We start from the raw sequence: 17,178 nt of genomic DNA, 5'->3' as shown, positions 1-17,178 counted from the left end.
GTACCGCGGGGGGCACCAGAGAAACGTGCGAGTCGGCCGGCTACCGGTCGGCCGAACCCGGAGGGGAACACCATGTCGAACATCACCCTGAAGACCGCCGTCCGCGTCAACGGCTGGGCCAACACCGCCGTCAGCAAGATCCAGAAGCGTTACGAGGCCAAGGACCGCGGTCAGACCGCGTTCGAGTACCTGGGCATCATCCTCGTGGTCGTGGCGATCATCGGTGCGATCGTGGCGACGGGTATCGGCAGCGCGATCTCGGGTCGGATCTCCGGCCTGGTGAGCTCCATCACCGCGGGCTGATGATTGGTCGTCGACGCCGCGATTCAGGGCAGGCCTTCCCCATTTATGTAGTGATGGTGGCGGGCCTGCTCTTTCTCGCGTTGGCGTTCTTCGCTGTCGGTAAGGCTGCAGCCTTGCGCAATGGGGCCCAGGGTGCGGCGGACGCCGCCGCACTCGCCGCTGCCCAGCAGGCTCGTGACGAGTTCGAGGCGCCGTTCCTCGCGTCACTTCCCGGGAACACGCTGGACCTGTATCTCCGCGCGCACCCCGTTGGCGGGTGCACTGCCGCTCAGGGGTATGCCGCAGCCAACGAGGCTGATCTAAAGCGCTGCTGGCCGATTCCTGGTGGCTACCGAGACCGGATCAAGGTCGAGGTCCAGGGACTCAAGGCGGTGGACTCGCCTGTGCTTCCCGGCTCGAAGAAGAAGGTCGCGACGGCCGAGGCGACTGCCGAGATCGAGTTCCGTTGCACTTGGAAGGCATTGGACTTCAATGATGACGGAGTCCAGGACTTGTACATCTTCAAGTGCGGTGGCGGCGGGGTCGTCGAAATCGCGCCTGGCAGCCCACCGCCCTGGTCCCAGGTGAGCAAGATTCTCTTCGACGTGCACCTGATCGACGACTGACAGCGAACGACGACTAAAGGAATCAGAACCCATGAGCATTCGGCGCACCACCAAGTCCCGAAGGGTTGTGGCAGCTGTCTCGCTGACAGCAGCATTGGCCCTGGTCATCACCGGGTGCGGTGCTGACGACGGTGGCGGAAAGACGAAGGACACGGGTTCTGAGTCGTCCTCCGCGCCCTCCAAGTCCTCCGACGGAGACAAGGGGGCGAAGCAGGAGGACACCGCCGCTGGAGACAACGTGGACCCGAATGTGAAGCTCGCCGAGGCCAGGGGGCAGGGCGGACTCACGCTCGTCATCAATCAGGTGAAGCGTGACTCTGGTGGCTTCGTCACCGTGCAGGGTGAGATCAAGAACGGGAGCGATGCGGCGCAGCCCACTGCGGGCTGGGCCGGCTCCGAAGAAGCCGTTGTGAGGCAGAACCCCAACTCCGTCGCCGGTGCTGCGCTGATCGACAAGGTCGGTAAGAAGCGCTACTACATCCTGCGGGACACCGAGAGCCGCTGCCTGTGCACCACGGGAATCCTGCCGCTTCAGCCCGGCAAGTCGACTGCTGTCTTCATGCAGTTCCCGTCTCCCCCCACCGGCACGACCGAAGTTGACTTCATGCTCCCGACCTTCGCCACCACCTCGCTGAAGATCTCCGGGTGATGGCCGACATGACCCACACCCGTATGCGCCGCAGGCCACCGCGTCTCGCGGGACACGTCATCGCGGCCACACTGCTGATGGCCAGTGTCACCGTCCTGGGGACCGCGCAGGCGATTGCCGACGACGGCCCCAGCGTGCCGCCCGGCACCGAGGCGTCATCGGTGCCGCCCGTCAAGGTGGACGGCAACGACCCCGACCTCAAGATGGCCGAGGGGGCCACACTCGCCCCGGCCAAAGTCCTCGACATCATCCAGGTCGTCGAGGACCAGGGCGGCGAGGAGCGCCGCGAGGACAGCAACGCCAGCATCAAGTTCGCGCTCCAGGCGGAAGTCCTCTTCAGCAAGGACAGCGCGAAGCTGAGCGCGGCAGCCAAGTCCCGCATCGCAGCGGTCGCAGCCGAGATCAAGAAGCAGAACGCCACCAAGGTGCGCGTCTTCGGCTTCACCGACAATCTCGGGTCCTCCGCACACGGCGACGTGCTGTCCAAGCAGCGGGCCGATGCGGTGCACGGCGTGCTGGTCGAGTCGCTCGGATCGACGATCACCTTCGAGATCCGCGGTTACGGCGAGCAGTACCCGATCGCCGACAACAGCACGGAAGAGGGCCGGAAGAAGAACCGGCGCGTGGAGGTCTCCTTCCCGCGCGGCAGCGCTTCCTGACCCAGCCGCGTACGCACGGGGCCCGGCACCGCGACTACCTCGCGGTACCGGGCCCTGCGCCGCTACAGCAGGTGGTCGGCGGCGCCGGCCTTGATGTCGCGGATCATCTGCTGGAGTGCTTCGCGGCTGTCGGTGAGGAAGTGCTCCTCCGCACCCGCGATGGTGATGTAGCTGTTGCCCTGCTCATCGGTTCCGATCCGGTAGCAGGAGTTCCCCTCGCCGCAGAACGCGTCTTCCCAGTTGACGTCCGGCATCCGTGATCCCTTCAGAGTTGGCGTGCGATGTTGTGGATGAAGTCCCGCGATTCGCTCGGCGGCAGTGCGATTCCTTCCATCCAGTCCAGGTGGGCCCGGTACTTCGCCAACTGCGCTTCCGAGTAGACGAAGACGGGCCCGTGCGAGTTGTCGATCTGTACGGTGTCGAGCTGGGATACCGGTCCCTCCGCGTACAGGACGGTCTGACCCGCTCCGGGGAACGCGCCTGCCTCGAACGGGATGACCAGCAGCGTCACGTTCGGCTGTTCGGACTTCTTCAGCAGATGCTGGAGCTGGGCGCGAGCCACCCCTCGGCCGCCGAACTGCATGCGGAGCGCGGCCTCATGGACGATGCCGGTGTACGGCGGTGGCGGGTCCCCGTCCAGGACCTCCTGGCGCTCCACGCGATGGGCCAGACGCAGTGCGATCTCGCGTTCCGGCAACTGGGGGATCACCACGCGGAACACGGCCAGGGCATGGTCCGAGGTCTGGAGCAGGCCCGGGATGTGCATGGAGTACGCAGCCCGCATGCGGAGAGCGTGCGCCTCCAATTCGGCGATATCAAGGAGCCCTTGAGGTAGTGACCCCCGGTATCTCTCCCACCATCCGCGACTTCGCGGCTGAGCCATTTCGACGAGCGCGTCGACGTACTTGTCGTCCGTGCAGGCGCAATTGCAGGCCAACGTGCGCAGGCGGTCCGGGCTGATGGGGCGTGCCCCCGACTCGATGTTCGAGATCTTTCCGCGGTCCACACCGAGCAGACCAGCCGCGAACTCGGCCGAGACGTCGGCCGATGTGCGCATTCTCCGCAGTTCGGCCCCAAGCCGCTTCTGGCGTTCGGTAGGCGACGTCCTTGCTGCCATGCCGTTCCTTTCCGCATGCGGTCACCGGCAGTCTGCCGCCTGTGCGTGCGACCCGGCCACGAAAGGGTCCAGTTTCCATGTGGGCAGGGTTATTTTGCCCTCTGGGCGCTACATTGGGTAACGCACTGCTCACGTTGCGATGAGTCGGAAGTGCATCGCGCGGTCCTGCCCGCAACCTCCTGCCCTGGGAGGGGCGTCCCGCGCCAGGGAGACAAGCCACTGCTCATTCAGCAGCGCACGAGCCACCTGTGCGCATCGACGCGATAGAGAGACCGCCAACTCGTCACCCGTACAAGGGGAGTCAGTCATGCCGCAATCTCCGCGTGCCGCGCTCTGCCCGGTAGCCACTGAGGAGCCCGCACCCGACCCGTACCGGACCGCGTACCCGAGGCGCCGCTCCGAGCGTGGGCTCGCGCTCAGTCTCACTCTTCCCGGTGATCCGCGGAGCGCGGCGATCGGACGCGACGCGATCACGGCCTCGCTGCACGCGTACGCGCTCACTCCCTACATCTGGCCGGCCGCGCTCGTGGTGAGCGAACTGGTCGGCGTCACCTCCACCATGACCCCGGGCCAGGAGCTGTACGTCTCCGCTCGACAGCGCGACAACGCGCTCCGCATCGTCGTCTGGGACCAGCACCCGCGCCACTCCGACCCGGACGCTGTCACCCTCTGCGAGACGCGGCGTCGACAGGCCCTGTGGCTGCTGGCGGCGGTCGTGGACGACTGGGGCGGGGAATGGGGTGCCTGCGACGCGCTGCCGCCGCACGCGGGCACCAAGTCCTGGGTGGCGCTGCCGCGCTGACCGGGCCCGAGTGGCGGGGGAACGAGCGCCGCAGGGGCCACGGAAGGAGAGCCCGTGGCCTCCTACGCGGCGTCGGCCGGCCGGAAGAGGACTTCGAAGAGCCGGTCGCGCCGGACGGAGCTTCTCTCCCGGCTGGAGTTCTTGAGAGCGCACGGAGGGATCCATTCGCACCGTCGGCGGCCCCGAACGGGTGAGGGTCGCGCCCCCGAGGCCCGCAGGCCGCGGGAATCGCTCGTGCCGCCATGGAGCCGGCACCCGGTTCGGCAAGGCCGTCGTCGCCGATCACGTTGGCCTCGGCACCCGTCCGGCCGTACAGGCCATGCCCGTACGGCCGGACGCGCCTAACATGACGAGGACTGCACAAGGTTGCCGAAGGTGTCCGGCGTGGAGGAGTGGACGTGAAGCTCGGTCTGCACTACTGGAACTACTCGCAGCCGGCCGATCCCGCACTCATCGCGCCCACGCTCGGCGAGTCGGCGCGGATCGCCGACCAGGGCGGGGTCGCGTCGTTCACGGTGATGGACCACTACTTCCAGATGGAGACCCCGCAGAGCGCGGCCGACGAGCCGATGCTGGAGGGGTACACGACCCTCGGGTACGTGGCCGCGCTGACCCAACGGATGACGCTCGGGCTGATGGTCACGGGCGTGATGTACCGCTACCCGGGCCTGCTCGCGAAGATCGTCACCAGTCTCGATGTGCTCTCCGGCGGCCGGGCGGTGCTCGGGCTCGGCGCCTCCTGGTACGAGCGGGAGCAGCGCGGGCTCGGGGTGCCGGTCGTCCCGGTGGCTGAGCGGTTCGAGCGGCTGGAGGAGACGCTCCAGATCTGCCTGCAGATGTGGAGCGAGGAGGACGGCCCGTACGAGGGGCGGCACTACAAGCTGGCCGAGACGCTCTGCGTGCCGGAGCCGATCGGGGAGCGGCCGCCGATCATGATCGGCGGCGGGGGCGAGAAGAAGACGCTGCGGCTGGTCGCCCGGTACGCGGACGCGTGCAACCTGTTCGCCACCGACGTCGACGAGGTGGCCCACAAGCTCGACGTCCTGCGGGAGCACTGTGCGGCGGTGGGGCGTGACTACGACGCCATCGAGAAGACCTTGATGTTCAGCAGGCCGGTCCTGGACGAGACCGACGCGTTTCTCGCCGACGTCGAGGCGTATGCGGAGCTCGGCATCAGCGCGGTCCAGGTGCTGCCGGACCGGCACCCGGTCAGCTTCGCCGAGCAGGTCGTCGCGCGCATCGTTCCCAGGCTCGCCACGATCGGCCAGTAGAGCCCCGTTACGCGGCCGGCCACGGGATCACCGGTTCCAGGTCTGACCGGGCAGGCTGAGGGCGGGTCCGCATGGCCGGGCCCTTGGGCAGGTCCTGACCGGGTTCGGCTGTGCAACCGACACGTTCGGTCAGTAGGCCGAGTTGACGTTGTCGATGGAGCCGTAGCGGTGGGCGGCGTAGTTGGCGGCGGCGGTGATGTTGGCGACCGGGTCGTAGATGTTCTTGGAGGTGCCGCTGACGTGGTACGAGTTGAACGTGGGGTCGATGACCTGGAGCAGGCCCTTGGACGGGATGCCCTTGGTGGCGTTGGAGTCCCAGTTGTTGATGGCGTGGGGGTTGCCGGAGGACTCGCGCATCAGGTTTTTGCGGATGCCTTCGTAGGTTCCCGGGATGCCCTTCGCGTGCATGACCTTGAGCGACTCGTTGATCCAGGCGTCGACGTTGCCGCCGCCGGACTGGGCGGGGGTGGCGGCCGAGGCGGCCGGGGCGCCTGCGACGGTGCCGGCCACGACTGCGGCACCAGCGGCGAGCATGCCCATCGAGATCTTCTTGGTCTTGGCCATGCGGGCGAACTTCGTGGACATCGCGGTGAACTGCATTCGGTAATTCCTCTTCCGTCGGGGGGTGATGCCAAGAATTGTTAATCGAGGACAAATCCCCGGTCAATGACCCCCCTTTACTAACCGGATTCGTACTGGGTGCCGGAAATGATCGGGAGAAGCGCCGTCAAGGCTGCGGACAGAGTCCCAGTGGCTCTACTATTCGGCTTCGGAGTGACGGCCGTCACGTGGCCCACTCCACACGGCAAATGCCGCGAATCGGGGCAAGAGTGGCGTGGGTCACGTGGTCTGCGTCATATAAAGGACGCCCTATTCGCTCACCGTAATGCTGAATAAACGCAATGTATTGATGGTGGGGTGGCGATTATCGGCGCGAATCGGCAAGGAGTTCCGACCGGTGGCCGGCCTGCGGCCGATCTCGTGTCGACGTCGTGCAACAGGGCCGATTCGGCGTTACGCGGCCGCATGAAGGCAGGGCTGTTGTAAGTGGAGACGGGAAGGGCCCGCGCCGGTGAACGGCGCGGGCCCGGTGGATCAGACTCCTCTCAGCAAGCGGTGGGGCGGAGGACGAAGTCGGTGGTCACCGCCTCGCCCGCCTTGAGGTTCACCATCCTGGACTGCGGCTTCCAGCCATCCTGAGCCGCGATGATCTCGACCGGGTTGTCCCTCGGAGCCCAGATGGCATACCGGCCATCCGCATCGGTCTTCAGGGTGTGGGTCCAGCCCTTCTTGCCGTTGATCTGGACGGTCGCCCCGCGCAGCGCGGTGCTGTTGCCACGGCAGTCGACGCCGGTGACGACGCCCGTCGCCTTGCCCCAGTCCTTGGGCGGCTGCACGGTCATCGTCACGTCGATCGGTGCCACGGGCGGGGTGTCCGACTTGATGCCGAGCTGGGCGGTGTACTTGCCGGGCTGCTGCACGCCCGCCGCCGTGGAGGCATCAAACCTTACGTTCACCGTGATGCTCTGCCCGGGCTGCAGCGTCGCCGAGGTCGGGGACGCGGACAGCCACGGTACGTCGGTGACAGTGGCGCACTGGTCGAAACCGGGCAGCAGTTCGCTGTCCGGTGTCGGGGTGAAGCCGCCGGTCGAGCCACCGACCTTGACGAACCCGCACGCCGCACCCGCCCGGTAGCGGGCGAAGTTGGCGTTGGGCAGCGCCGACCAGGAGTTGGCTGCCGGGTCGTACGCCCAGCCCTGGTTGGTGACCGTGGTGGAGTTGTTGATGACACCGGTGGAGACCATCAGCAGGCCGTTCGCGGTGTCCGCGGCCGTTCCCCAGGCGTCGACCGGCAGGTCGGCCATCTGGGTCCAGGTGTTTGCGCCCGGGTTGTAGGCGTACGTGCTCTTCAGCGTCGTCGGCCCGTTGCCGCCGGTGCAGTAGAGCGTGCCGTCGATCCCGCCGCAGCCCTGCCACGCCACCGCGACCGGGTACGCGGCGACCGTGGTGAACGTGTCGGCCCCCGGGTTGTACCGGACGGTCACATTGGACTTGTTGCAGGTTCCGTCCACGCAGCCGCCGACCAGGTAGATCTGGCCGTCGACCACCCCGATGCCGGGCGCGGCCCGCGGGGCCGGGTTGGTGCCGGCCCGGGTCTCCCACGCGTTGGTACCGGGGTCGTAGGCGTAGACCTTTGCCGACGTGTTGCCCGCCGGGTCCCAGCCACCGAAGACGTAGAGCTTGCCGTCGACGAACGCCGCTGCCGGCTTCTCCAGGGCCGTCGGCATGTCGGCGATCTTCGTCCAGGTGTTCGCCGCCGGGTCGTACACGTAGCTGTTGGCGAGGTTGGCGGCGCCGTCGGTTCCGCCGACCGAGTACACCTTTCCGTCGTACGCGGCCACGGCGTTGTCCATGACCTTGATCGGGTAGTTGGCCGTGTTGATCCACGGCGGCGCGTACGGGGTCGGCTCCAGGACGTCGCCGGGCTTGCTGTCGCCCCGCCAGGCGGGCGATACGCCGCCCCCCTTGACCCGGATGTTCTGCAGGCGCGCGCCACGTTTACCGAGGACGTCGGAGTTGCCGGCCCGCTCGGACAGCTCAAACGTGGCCGGTGCGGTGCCGTCGTTGCGGATTGTCGTCGTCGCCGTCTTGGTCTGGCCCAGCGTGAGGCTGCTCTCCACCGATGGCGGGGTGATGGTCAGCCGGCCCGCCTTGAGAGCGAAGTCCTCCCGCGTGGCCCGGTCAGCCGCCACACCCACCGTGGACGTGGCCGATTTGTACTGGTTTTTCGCCCCGGTGAACGGGTGGTTTCCGGTCAGGGTCGAGAACATCCAGTAGAAGCCGTCGCCGAGTTTGGCGTCGTCCGGAGTCGGGCCGGTCACCGTCTTCTCCGCCGGCTTGTCCTCGCTGGTCACTGTCGCATCGTTGAGCCCGGCGCCGGTGTTGCCGTCCAGCACCCGACCGACCACCAGACCACCCGGGATCGGGTCGCAGGTCCGGTTGACGACCGACACGTTGTCCAGCTCCCACCACCATGCGTAGGTGGCCTGGTAGTGGAACCGGATCCGCACGTCGGACTTCCCGGCCGCCTGCGGCACCGGGATCTCCTCCAGCACCGGACCACGCCGGCTGGTGCTGGTCCAGTGCGACACGTTCTTCCAGGTCGTGCCGTCGTCAACGCTCACGTCGACGTCGGCGAATCCGCCGAGCGCCCGGTAGTCGCTGTTGAACCGCAGCACCGGTGCCGGTACGGCGGACAGGTCCATCGCCGGGGTGATCAGCGCGGTGTCCATCGGCTTGCCGGAACCGGCGTTGTCGCTGTCCGCGATGGCGTACTTGCCGCTGCCGCCGGTGAGGTTGCCCCGGTTCTTCGGGTCGGTGAAGGCCCAGCCGCCGTTGGGGGTGGTGTTCACCACGCTCCAGTCGGCCGGCGTGTCCCCGGACTCGAACTGCTCGGCGACGACCGGTTCGCCGTAGCCGGTCTTGTACCCGGTGGCGTCGCAGGAGGTCTCGACCGCCAGGTCGAAGTTCCGCACCAGGTTGCTGTCACTGACGGTGACTTGTGCCGTGCCCTGCTGGTAAGACGGGTACATCGCCTTGACCGTCAGGCCGTACTCGGCCCCCTGCGGCAGATCGACGCTGTACGCGCCGGTCGCCGGGTCGGTGAAGACCGGGCCACCTGGCTTGCCGGCCACGTCGATGCGCGCGTAGAGCGGCCAGCCATGCCCGGAGCCGTCCTTCACCACGCCGCTGACCTTGCGCAGCGGAACCGGGTCGAGCGCGAAGTTCGCCGTCACCGCGCCACTGTCGGGCACGGTCACCGTCTCGGACTTCGACGCGTAGCCGAATGCCGAAGCGGTCGCCTCGTGCTGACCAGCCGGCAGGGTCAGCTTGTACCCGCCCTGGTCGTCGGTGACGGTGCCGCTACCGCCGACACGGACCGTCGCACCGGCGATCGCTCCGCCACCGGACTTGGTGACCTTGCCGTTCACCTCACCCCGCGGGCCGTTCACGCAGTTGGGGAACTTCATCGCGCCGATGCGGGTCTGCCAGTTGGCGGAGCTGGTCTGGGACATGTACTCGGAGGTGAACCAGAACGTACAGCCGTCCGTCGGGTCCACCGACATCGAGCTGTAGTCGCCCCAGCGGGCCGCCGAGTGGGTCTGTGCGCCGGTCCCGGCGATCAGGGTCCGCTCGCTCTGCCCCAGTTCGCCCAGCGGGTCACCGGAGAGTCGCCCGGCCACCCGGATCGACGGGAAGGACGTGCTGCCCGATGACGAGTAGCCGATGGCCATGTTGCCGGTGACATCCATGGCCGCGCTGGCCATCCACCGGTTCTCGCCGTCCGGCGCGTAGGTGCCCTGCTGATGGATGGCCCAATCGGTGGGCGCGTTGCTGCGCAGTTCGTACCACCGTACGCCTGCGTGGTCGCCGCCGACATCCACGGTGTGGTTGAGCACCATGGAGGCGTGGTCGCCGAAGTTGCGGTAGGCCGCCCGGTACATCAGCCGGTCGGCGATCGCGTCCAGCCGCGCCGTGGTGCCCTGCTGCGGGATGCAGGACCGGGCGCCGTTGCACATGTTCGAGTCGAACGGTGCGGTCTCCAGGGAGCGGTTCGGGGCCAGGTTGTTGCCGAAGGTGGAGTTCGCCGGGTTGGTCCAGTCGACGTGGAAGTCCCACATCAGCAGCCGGTCGGTGGGCGAGGTGCCCCACGCGTCGTCGTCGAACATGGAGAACGGGTTGGGTGCCCCGGCCGGCGGCGCCTGACCCTCTGCGTCGGCGGGCAGCAGGCCGCCGAAGTCCGGACCGAGGTGGAAGTACACCATCCGGGCCGGCTGGCCGGCGAGCATCTTCTCCCGCTCGAAGGCCACCGCTCCGGCGCCGACGAAGGACGGCGCGAACTCGTTGGTGGTCATGTAGTAGGCGTCCGGCCAGATCCCGTACTTCGGGTAGTCGTTCATCCGGGTCTGGTGGTAGAGGAAGTCGTACCGGTAGAAGGCCCCGGTCGGGTCCGGGGTCTGCGAGATCGCCATGCACTGGTGGTTGCCGGCGGATCCGCCGGGCAGGGCGAACTGGGTGATCATCCAACGATCGGCGGTCTCGTCGTAGAGGACCACCGGGTCGCCGTCGTTCCTGGTCTCGCACGGTCCGCCGAAGCCGGCGAAGACCGCATTGCCCGGCAGTGGCCCGAGCAGCTTGTTGCCGCTCTTGTCGAACACGGCGTAGTGGAGGTTGACCATCTGGACGTAGTGGTTGGGGCCGACATCGCCGTTGGTGTCCGGCGGAAGCACCCCGTCGACGTTGCCGACGCCTTCGAAGCTGGCCTTGAACTCGGGTACCTGGCTGGCGGTGAAGCCACGCTGGACCTGGCTGCTGCCCTCCTTCGCGGACGGGTCGACGGCGGCGCGCTCCAGCGAATGGGCCGGCTGTACGGAGGGCTTGGCGCTGCTGCGCTTGGTACCGCCAGGCTTCGCGGAGATGTCACGCAGCTTCGGGGAGAGGTCGTGTTGCACCGCGTCGCGTACCTGCGCCTTCGCGGCCGGCCGGTCTACGGGTGCGGCGGGCGCCGTGTCGGCGGGCTTCGCCATGGCTGGTAGGCCACCGACGAGCAGGGCCAACATGGCCAGGACTGCCACCAGTCCCGCTCGTATCGTTCTTCGTCGTGTACGTCGCATGGGACATTTCCTCCGTGCCTAGTACTGCAACCGCATGTGGCGTGACGGGTCGTCGTTTTGGTCGTTGGGCTGACTGTGTGATGAATCGCTGACGGTCGCGCAGATCGAGGGCTGGTCCGATGGGATAGCCGGGCTTCATGCCCGGTTTGCGGGACGTTTTGGCCGGTCGGAGCCACGTGAGCGGGCGTTGGACTACCTGTCCACGTTGCTCGCGCCGCTGGAAAGGAAGAATGGGTGGACGCTGGCTGAGCAGGCCGAGCCAGCGTCGCCCGGACGGTTTCCAGCGGCTGCTGAACTTCGCCGACTGGGACGAGCACGCGGTCCGCGACGATGTGCGCGACTTCATCGTCGAGACGATCGGCAGCAAGGACGCGGTACTGATCGGGGACGACACCGGCTTCCTGAAGAAGGGCGTCAAGTCGGCCGGGGTCCAGCGGCAGTACTCCGGAACGGCCGGGCGCACGGAGAACTGCCAGATCGGCACGTTCCTGGCCTACGCCTCCGCCGCAGGCCGGGCCTTGATCGACCGCGAGCTGTATATCCCTGTCTCCTGGACGGATGACAGGGAACGGTGCCGGGCGGCCGGGATCGGTGACGAGGTGCCCTTCGCCACGAAGATCGAGCACTTCAAGTGGATGCTGCAACGCGCGATCGACGCACGCGTCCCTTTCGCCTGGGTCACCGCGGATGAGGCATACGGCCAGGTCAAACACATGCGGGCCTGGCTGGAGGAACGACACGTCGCCTACGTCCTGGCCACCAAGGTCAACGACACCGTGCCCACCACCGGCGGCACGGACGCCGAGGTCCGCGACCTGGTCACCGCCGTGCCCCGGCAGGCATGGAAACGGATCTCCGCTGGTGCGGGCGCGCACGGCCAGCGGTTCTACGACTGGGCCCGGATCGCAATCCGCCCGGCATGGGAGGACGGCTTCGGGCACTGGGTCCTGGCCCGCCGCAGCATCAGCGACCCCACCGAGATCGCCTACTACGTCTGCTACGGCCCCGTCACCTCCCGGATGAAAGACCTGGTCAGGACCGCTGGCGCACGTTGGCAGGTGGAGGAATGCTTCCAGATCGCCAAGGGCGAATGCGGCCTGGACCACTACCAGGTCCGTCTCTACCGGGCCTGGTACCGGCACATCACCCTGGCAATGGCCGCCCTCGCCTACCTGACCGCCATCCGCGCCGCAGAAGCCGCAAAAGGGGCAGCGGAAACGACGAGCAAGACCTCATACCCCTCAGCGTCCCGGAGATCCGCCGACTGATCGGGCACGTCGTCATCACGCCCCACTGCCATTCCAACGAGCACCGTCTGCACTGGTCACACTTCCGACGCCGCAGCCAAGCCCGAGCCCGCCGCTGCCACTACCAACGCCGAGGCCATGACCCCCACATGCGGTTGCAGTACTAGGCAAACTGGGGATGTCTCAGACCACGTGGGGGGTTTGGGGTACAGGGGTTCGTATTCGTCGTCCGGGGTCCGGGTGACGTGTCCACAACAGTAAAGAGAAGGTAAGGCCTGCTGAGTAGAGTGATTTCCGGCCACACGTGGAGCCAGAGCCCGGACTCATCTGCCTCAGTCGTTGAGCAGCCGCCACGCGGTGAGGGCGAGCCCGGCCCGCATCGGCCCGGTGGACTCGGTCGGTTCGATGCCCAAGGTCTTTGCGATCGGTTCGAGTCGGCGAGCGACGCTGCTGTGGTGCAGGTGGGGAAGGTCGGCGGCTCGACGTAGGGAGCCGGTGGCGCAGTAGGCGTCCAGAACCTCCAGGTCTTCTGGGATGCCTGCGATTCGGGTGATGGCGGCCACGTCGGCGTTGTCGCGTGAGGCGTCCTGAGGTATCTCGGCCGGCTACCGATCGAGGTGGGTGTTCCGGGTATCGGAGTTGTCGGCGAGAACCACCCACCTGCCGACCGGAACGCCGTCGTCCGTCCGGGACTTCAGCTTTCCGTCCGGGGCCGACTTGGGTCCGTGGGCCCAAGCCCCGTTCCGGCGCGCTCATTACGCTCGTACACGACCAACCGTGAGGCATGTGACGACGCCGCCCCGAAGCGGCAATCCGGCATGCCCGCGCGCACGGAGAACTTCACGCTCCATTCGTACTGGCGAGGTGCCCCCACACCGATGAGGTGAAGTGTCGATGAGTGACGGATTCTTCTACTCGTACCACCTTGGCTGGAGCCGCCCCGATGCCGAGTCGCTGCTCGGTGATCTCGATGCGGCCGGACTGCGGATCACCCACCCCACCACCCGGCGCATCACCCTCGTCACCCCGGGACCCGAGCCTGCGATGACCCAGTCGTGGGTGACCAGGGAGCAGCTCGTGCTCCTGGCGGGCCTGCAGCGGCTCGACGAGATCGGGTTCCTGCTCTGGGTGAAGCGCGGCGCGGAGATCCATGTGCGCATCCGCCGCACGCGGGACGGCGTCGTCTCTCTCGAATTCGGGCTGGGCCGGCTGTCCCGGGACGAGCTGGAACTGGCCGTACGCGCGATCTGGGAGGCGATCGGCAGGGCTTCCCTGCTCTGCATCGGCTTCGTGGTCGACCGGGATGGTGCGTCGGCGGCGACCGACTGGCGGGCGGTCATCGTCAACGGCGCGACGCTCTTCGACAGTTGGCCCGACACACTCGCCGTGCGGCATGAGGTTGCGGACGTGCAGCCGCAGTTGTCGGGGGTGAGGGCCTTCGAGCAGTCGCCATGGATGCTGTTCGGGAGCGAGGTTCCCAGCAGGTAGGGCGGGCAGTCCGGGAGCTCGGGGCCGGGTTTGGGCCCTGGGGCCCATGCCCTGGACGGGGCGATGTGGTCGGATAAATGAAGTGGCCCAAGTCTGGCCACATGCCGACCAGTTGGGGGACTCGTCGTGTCTGGCACAGGCGGAATAGCAGTTCCGGGCGGCGGCGTCTCCCTGACCCGTTCCGGCAGGCAGTCGCTGCCGCGCCCGCTGCAGGCGGTGCTGATTCTCGTCCGGACGCTGTTCGTCTTCGCGGTCCTGGGCGGCATCGGTGTGCTCACGGTGGCGTCGTCGATCAACGAGGTCGACGGAAAGCTGATCGGACTGCTGCTGTACGCGGCACTGCCGAGCGTCTGTGCCTTCGTCCTCTCGCTGTACCTGCGTACCGGCGGCATCTGGATCTGGCGCGGGCTCCTCGCCGTCCACGTCTGGCTCACCCTCGGTGCGCTGGCGACGCTGGGCGCGGGCGGCGGGCGCGGGGCGACGCAGCTGGTGATGCCGGTCGTGATCGTCGTGCTGCTGTTCCGTCCGTCCTCCCGCGACTGGTTCGAACTCCCCCTGGAGCAGCGGCAGCCGCACCGGCCGTTCAGCATCGCGCGGATGATCAAGTGGCGCCGGGACGGCGGCCAGACCGCCATGGAGTACCTGGGCATGGTCCTGGTGGTCGTGGCCCTCATCGGCGGCCTCGTGGCGACGGGGATCGGCGCCCAGCTGACCGGGGAGATCCGGAGCGCGATCTGCCAACTGACCGGCAGCGCGTGCCCGGCGCCGGGTGGCGGTGACGTGGAGGCCGGGGGCGGGACGAACGGCGGGGGTACGGCATCCGGCGGGGGCACGGACTCGGGCGGCGCGGTCGCGGGCGGGGGCACGGACTCCGGCGGATCGGCCGCGTCCGGGGGCTCGGACTCCGGCGGGTCGGACTCGGGAGGCTCCGACGCGTCGGGCGGAACCAACGGCGCGGGCGGCTCCACCGAGGGCTCCGGCGCCTCGGGCGGATCCGACAGCACCGGCGGGAACGGCGGGACCACCGGCTCGGGCGGCACCGACACCACGACCCAGGACGGCGACGTCGACGAGGGCGGCGACGACATGGACCCCACCGAGGGTCCGGACGCCGACTACGGCGACTACGACGGCACCCAGGACAAGAAGGACGACGAGAGCTGCACCTCCGGCGTCGGAGCGTTCTTCTCGTGCGCCGCCCACCAGACCGGCGGCTTCTTCAAGGGTCTGGTCGGCGACGGCCTGTGGGGCGATATCACCGGCACCTTCGACACGATCATCCACCCCATCAAGGCGTGGAACGGCCTGATGGACTACGGCAAGAGCCTCGGCGACAAGTGGGTCGAGGACTCCAAGGACGCGGGCGACAAGTGGTCCAAGGGTGACTACCTCGGCGCCGTCTGGGACTGGACCAAGGCGTCCGGTGGAACGGGCCTGAAGGTCCTCGACGACATGTTCATCGGCGACGAAGTCCGTGACATGTGGAAGAACGGCAACGAGGGCCAGGCGATCGGCACCGGTCTCTGGAACATCGGCTCGCTCTTCATCCCCGGCTACGGCGAAGCCAAGCTGATCGGCAAGGTCGGAAAGCTGGGCAAGCTCGGGAAGCTCGGCAAGGTCGGTGAGCTGGCCCAGAAGGCCTCTGAAGCCGCCTCCAAGGCCAAGAAGCTTGCCAAGGCCGGCGATGTGGGCGGCGCGGAGAAGGCGGCGAAGGAGGCGCGTCAGCACGCCGACGACCTGGAGAAGAAGGTCGAGAGCAAGGGCTGCCCGATCGGCGCGGGCCCTCTCGGCCGTACGGGCATCCGGCCGGGTGCCACCACGGTCACCACGGCCTCCGTACGCACGACGGCAGGCACGACAGCAGCCACGACGACACGTACGACGACATCCGGCGACACACGGGCCACGTACGCCGGATACGCCACCTTCCCCACTGGCTTCCGTGCCGAGGGCTGCGAGGCCTCACCGGATGAGGTCGAGGCGGCCAAGCAGGCGAAGAAGGACGCGGACGACGCCGACAAGGCGGCCAAGGACGCCAAGCGCGAGGCCGAGCGGAAGCGGCTCGCGAAGATGGAGAAGCCGTCCTGGTACGACCAGCTCAAGAACCCGCGGGCGGGCACCAAGGACCTCGGCGACGGCAAGTGGAAGTCGAAGAGCGCCGACACGTACGCGTACCCGCAGGAGATGGGCGCCCGCTACCAGGAGCAGGTCTCCGGCGTGAAGCGCGGCAAGGAGTACGAGGTCCCGCTCGACAAGATGGACGGCAAGCCCGTCGAGTTCGACGGTTGGGACTCCGCGAACCAGACGTACATCGAGACGAAGTGGGGCTACCGCGGGCCCCGGTTCTACAACGAGGCGACGGGTCAGCTCACCAGCCTGGCGACCAACCGCTGGGTGCAGCAGGCGACACGGCAGCTCGACGCCGCGCGCGGAAAGCCCGTGGTCTGGCACATGTCGGACCCCGATGTGGCCCGGGCCACGCAGGAGATGTTCGACGACCGGGGCCTCGACATTACTGTGGAGCCCACCCCGGTGAAGCCCTGACCGGGCAGCGTGAGAGGAGACCCCGTTGCTGAATGTCACGGTCCACGGGCTGTGGGGCGTGCGGAAGGAGGACCCGCAGGAACTCGCCGAGCGCTGGGGGCCCCTGCTCCGTACCCTCGGCGGCATCGATGCCGATGCCTGCGGGACCTGGCGGGCGGCGGAGGCGGAGGACGACCCGACGGCACCGCCGGTGGAGCTCGACGTACCCACGCTGACGGAGTACCTCCTGCTCACCAACCCGGACTCGGACGCCCCCTACATCGGCTACACCGCGTCCCTGTGGTCGGGACGGCTGGACACGGTGAAGGTGACCGTCTCCGTCACCGCGGGAGGATCGGCGAACCGGGCGCCCGACTCGTGCGTGGTGGGGCTCGTCTCGGCCGCGGACGATGCGCCGGAACTGGTGCGCCGCTCCACGGCCGTTCTGGAGGCGCTCGTCTCCTGCTGGGGCCCGGACTGGGGCGAGGCGTACAGCAGGGAGGAGTTCCGTGCGGTGAAGACGGAGTTCGGGCTCCGGGCCGGCGCCCCGCGCGCCGGCCGGTCGGTGTATCTGTCGCCGGGCCGGGCGGACCGCGTACCGGAGGGGCTGCCGGGGACGTACACCCGTACGGCAGATGGCGGCCTGGTCGTCGATCTCACGCGTGGTGGCACGGAGCTGCCCGGAATCGACACGATCACCGAGGTGAACAGGCAGCTGCTGGCGGCCGGGGCGCTGGAGCCGCTGACGGTCCCGTTCGACCGGGCCACGTTCCCGTAGTACTTCGGCAGGTCGTGCCGCGGGACAGCCGGCCGCGACCCTGAACAGACAGCCGTCACAG

The 17,178-nt window shown here is 68.0% G+C and carries 14 protein-coding genes and 1 pseudogene; 10 read left to right on the top strand and 5 right to left on the bottom strand.

The genetic code is table 11. The features are described 5' to 3' along the window. The first annotated feature begins 72 nt into the window (after window positions 1-72). The 4 genes from OG395_RS22805 to OG395_RS22790 are packed head-to-tail and all read left to right on the top strand — an operon-like array spanning window position 73 to window position 2,216. The gene (locus tag OG395_RS22805) at window positions 73-303 is read left to right on the top strand and encodes a hypothetical protein (RefSeq protein WP_037688590.1); all 231 of its coding nucleotides are present in this window, start codon (window positions 73-75) and stop codon (window positions 301-303) included. Then, window positions 303-908, top strand: a complete 606-nt coding sequence (locus OG395_RS22800; protein WP_327244611.1) for a pilus assembly protein TadG-related protein — start codon at window positions 303-305, stop codon at window positions 906-908. Before OG395_RS22805 ends, OG395_RS22800 begins: the two co-directional genes overlap by 1 nt. Window positions 909-939: 31 nt before the next feature. Further along, a complete protein-coding gene (locus OG395_RS22795) occupies window positions 940-1,557 on the top strand; it encodes a hypothetical protein (protein ID WP_327244610.1) in 618 nt (205 codons plus the stop codon). A gap of 23 nt (window positions 1,558-1,580) precedes the next feature. Further along, window positions 1,581-2,216: an OmpA family protein gene (locus OG395_RS22790; protein WP_442818767.1), complete on the top strand. Its 636-nt coding sequence runs from the start codon at window positions 1,581-1,583 to the stop codon at window positions 2,214-2,216. Between the two features lie 62 nt (window positions 2,217-2,278). Here OG395_RS22790 and OG395_RS22785 read toward each other — a convergent pair whose 3' ends face one another. Further along, window positions 2,279-2,470 carry a hypothetical protein gene (locus tag OG395_RS22785; RefSeq protein ID WP_327244608.1) on the bottom strand — a complete coding sequence of 64 codons (192 nt, stop codon included), beginning with the start codon at window positions 2,468-2,470 and terminating at the stop codon, window positions 2,279-2,281. A gap of 11 nt (window positions 2,471-2,481) precedes the next feature. Then, a complete protein-coding gene (locus tag OG395_RS22780; protein ID WP_327244607.1) occupies window positions 2,482-3,333 on the bottom strand; it encodes a helix-turn-helix domain-containing protein in 852 nt (283 codons plus the stop codon). A gap of 307 nt (window positions 3,334-3,640) precedes the next feature. On the opposite strand from OG395_RS22780, the gene OG395_RS22775 reads away from it, so the two are divergent. Together OG395_RS22775 and OG395_RS22770 are read left to right on the top strand one after the other, a co-directional pair. Further along, window positions 3,641-4,135, top strand: coding sequence for an ATP-binding protein (locus OG395_RS22775; protein WP_327244606.1), 495 nt, complete (start codon window positions 3,641-3,643; stop codon window positions 4,133-4,135). A 398-nt stretch (window positions 4,136-4,533) separates the two neighbouring features. Continuing rightward, entirely contained in the window at window positions 4,534-5,406 is an 873-nt protein-coding gene (locus tag OG395_RS22770) for an LLM class F420-dependent oxidoreductase (protein ID WP_442818590.1), read from the top strand. Between the two features lie 129 nt (window positions 5,407-5,535). On the opposite strand, the gene OG395_RS22765 is transcribed toward OG395_RS22770, so the two are convergent. Continuing rightward, window positions 5,536-6,006 carry a transglycosylase SLT domain-containing protein gene (locus OG395_RS22765; RefSeq protein ID WP_327244605.1) on the bottom strand — a complete coding sequence of 157 codons (471 nt, stop codon included), beginning with the start codon at window positions 6,004-6,006 and terminating at the stop codon, window positions 5,536-5,538. A gap of 506 nt (window positions 6,007-6,512) precedes the next feature. Further along, a complete protein-coding gene (locus OG395_RS22760; protein ID WP_327244604.1) occupies window positions 6,513-11,081 on the bottom strand; it encodes a carboxypeptidase regulatory-like domain-containing protein in 4,569 nt (1,522 codons plus the stop codon). Between the two features lie 103 nt (window positions 11,082-11,184). Here OG395_RS22760 and OG395_RS22755 point away from each other — a divergent pair. Beyond that, window positions 11,185-12,349, top strand: a pseudogene (locus OG395_RS22755) (IS701 family transposase). A gap of 311 nt (window positions 12,350-12,660) precedes the next feature. Here OG395_RS22755 and OG395_RS22750 read toward each other — a convergent pair. Beyond that, a complete protein-coding gene (locus OG395_RS22750) occupies window positions 12,661-12,891 on the bottom strand; it encodes a helix-turn-helix domain-containing protein (protein ID WP_327244603.1) in 231 nt (76 codons plus the stop codon). A 331-nt stretch (window positions 12,892-13,222) separates the two neighbouring features. Between OG395_RS22750 and OG395_RS22745 the strand changes: the two genes are divergently transcribed. The 3 genes from OG395_RS22745 (at window position 13,223) to OG395_RS22735 (ending at window position 17,117) form a co-directional block, all read left to right on the top strand. After that, entirely contained in the window at window positions 13,223-13,816 is a 594-nt protein-coding gene (locus tag OG395_RS22745; RefSeq protein WP_327244602.1) for a hypothetical protein, read from the top strand. 126 nt (window positions 13,817-13,942) lie between these two features. After that, the gene (locus OG395_RS22740) at window positions 13,943-16,360 is read left to right on the top strand and encodes a Tox-REase-5 domain-containing protein (protein ID WP_327244601.1); all 2,418 of its coding nucleotides are present in this window, start codon (window positions 13,943-13,945) and stop codon (window positions 16,358-16,360) included. A 25-nt stretch (window positions 16,361-16,385) separates the two neighbouring features. Further along, window positions 16,386-17,117, top strand: a complete 732-nt coding sequence (locus OG395_RS22735) for an Imm52 family immunity protein (RefSeq protein ID WP_327244600.1) — start codon at window positions 16,386-16,388, stop codon at window positions 17,115-17,117. Window positions 17,118-17,178: the final 61 nt, after the last annotated feature.

Origin of the sequence: Streptomyces sp. NBC_01320, assembly GCF_035974375.1 — a bacterium.
In the GTDB taxonomy this organism is placed as follows: domain Bacteria; phylum Actinomycetota; class Actinomycetes; order Streptomycetales; family Streptomycetaceae; genus Streptomyces; species Streptomyces yanii.
The sequence above is the reverse complement of the archived record's forward strand: the minus strand, read 5'-3'. Positions and strand labels throughout refer to the sequence as shown.

Bases quoted from the DNA above. Each gene is read 5' to 3' on its own strand.
- OG395_RS22780 (WP_327244607.1), bottom strand. From the start codon at position 3,333: ATGGCAGCAAGGACGTCGCCTACCGAACGCCAGAAGCGGCTTGGGGCC.
- OG395_RS22800 (WP_327244611.1), top strand. From the start codon at position 303: ATGATTGGTCGTCGACGCCGCGATTCAGGGCAGGCCTTCCCCATTTAT.
- OG395_RS22775 (WP_327244606.1), top strand. From the start codon at position 3,641: ATGCCGCAATCTCCGCGTGCCGCGCTCTGCCCGGTAGCCACTGAGGAG.
- OG395_RS22745 (WP_327244602.1), top strand. From the start codon at position 13,223: ATGAGTGACGGATTCTTCTACTCGTACCACCTTGGCTGGAGCCGCCCC.
- OG395_RS22805 (WP_037688590.1), top strand. From the start codon at position 73: ATGTCGAACATCACCCTGAAGACCGCCGTCCGCGTCAACGGCTGGGCC.
- OG395_RS22760 (WP_327244604.1), bottom strand. From the start codon at position 11,081: ATGCGACGTACACGACGAAGAACGATACGAGCGGGACTGGTGGCAGTC.
- OG395_RS22765 (WP_327244605.1), bottom strand. From the start codon at position 6,006: ATGCAGTTCACCGCGATGTCCACGAAGTTCGCCCGCATGGCCAAGACC.
- OG395_RS22785 (WP_327244608.1), bottom strand. From the start codon at position 2,470: ATGCCGGACGTCAACTGGGAAGACGCGTTCTGCGGCGAGGGGAACTCC.
- OG395_RS22790 (WP_442818767.1), top strand. From the start codon at position 1,581: ATGCGCCGCAGGCCACCGCGTCTCGCGGGACACGTCATCGCGGCCACA.
- OG395_RS22795 (WP_327244610.1), top strand. From the start codon at position 940: ATGAGCATTCGGCGCACCACCAAGTCCCGAAGGGTTGTGGCAGCTGTC.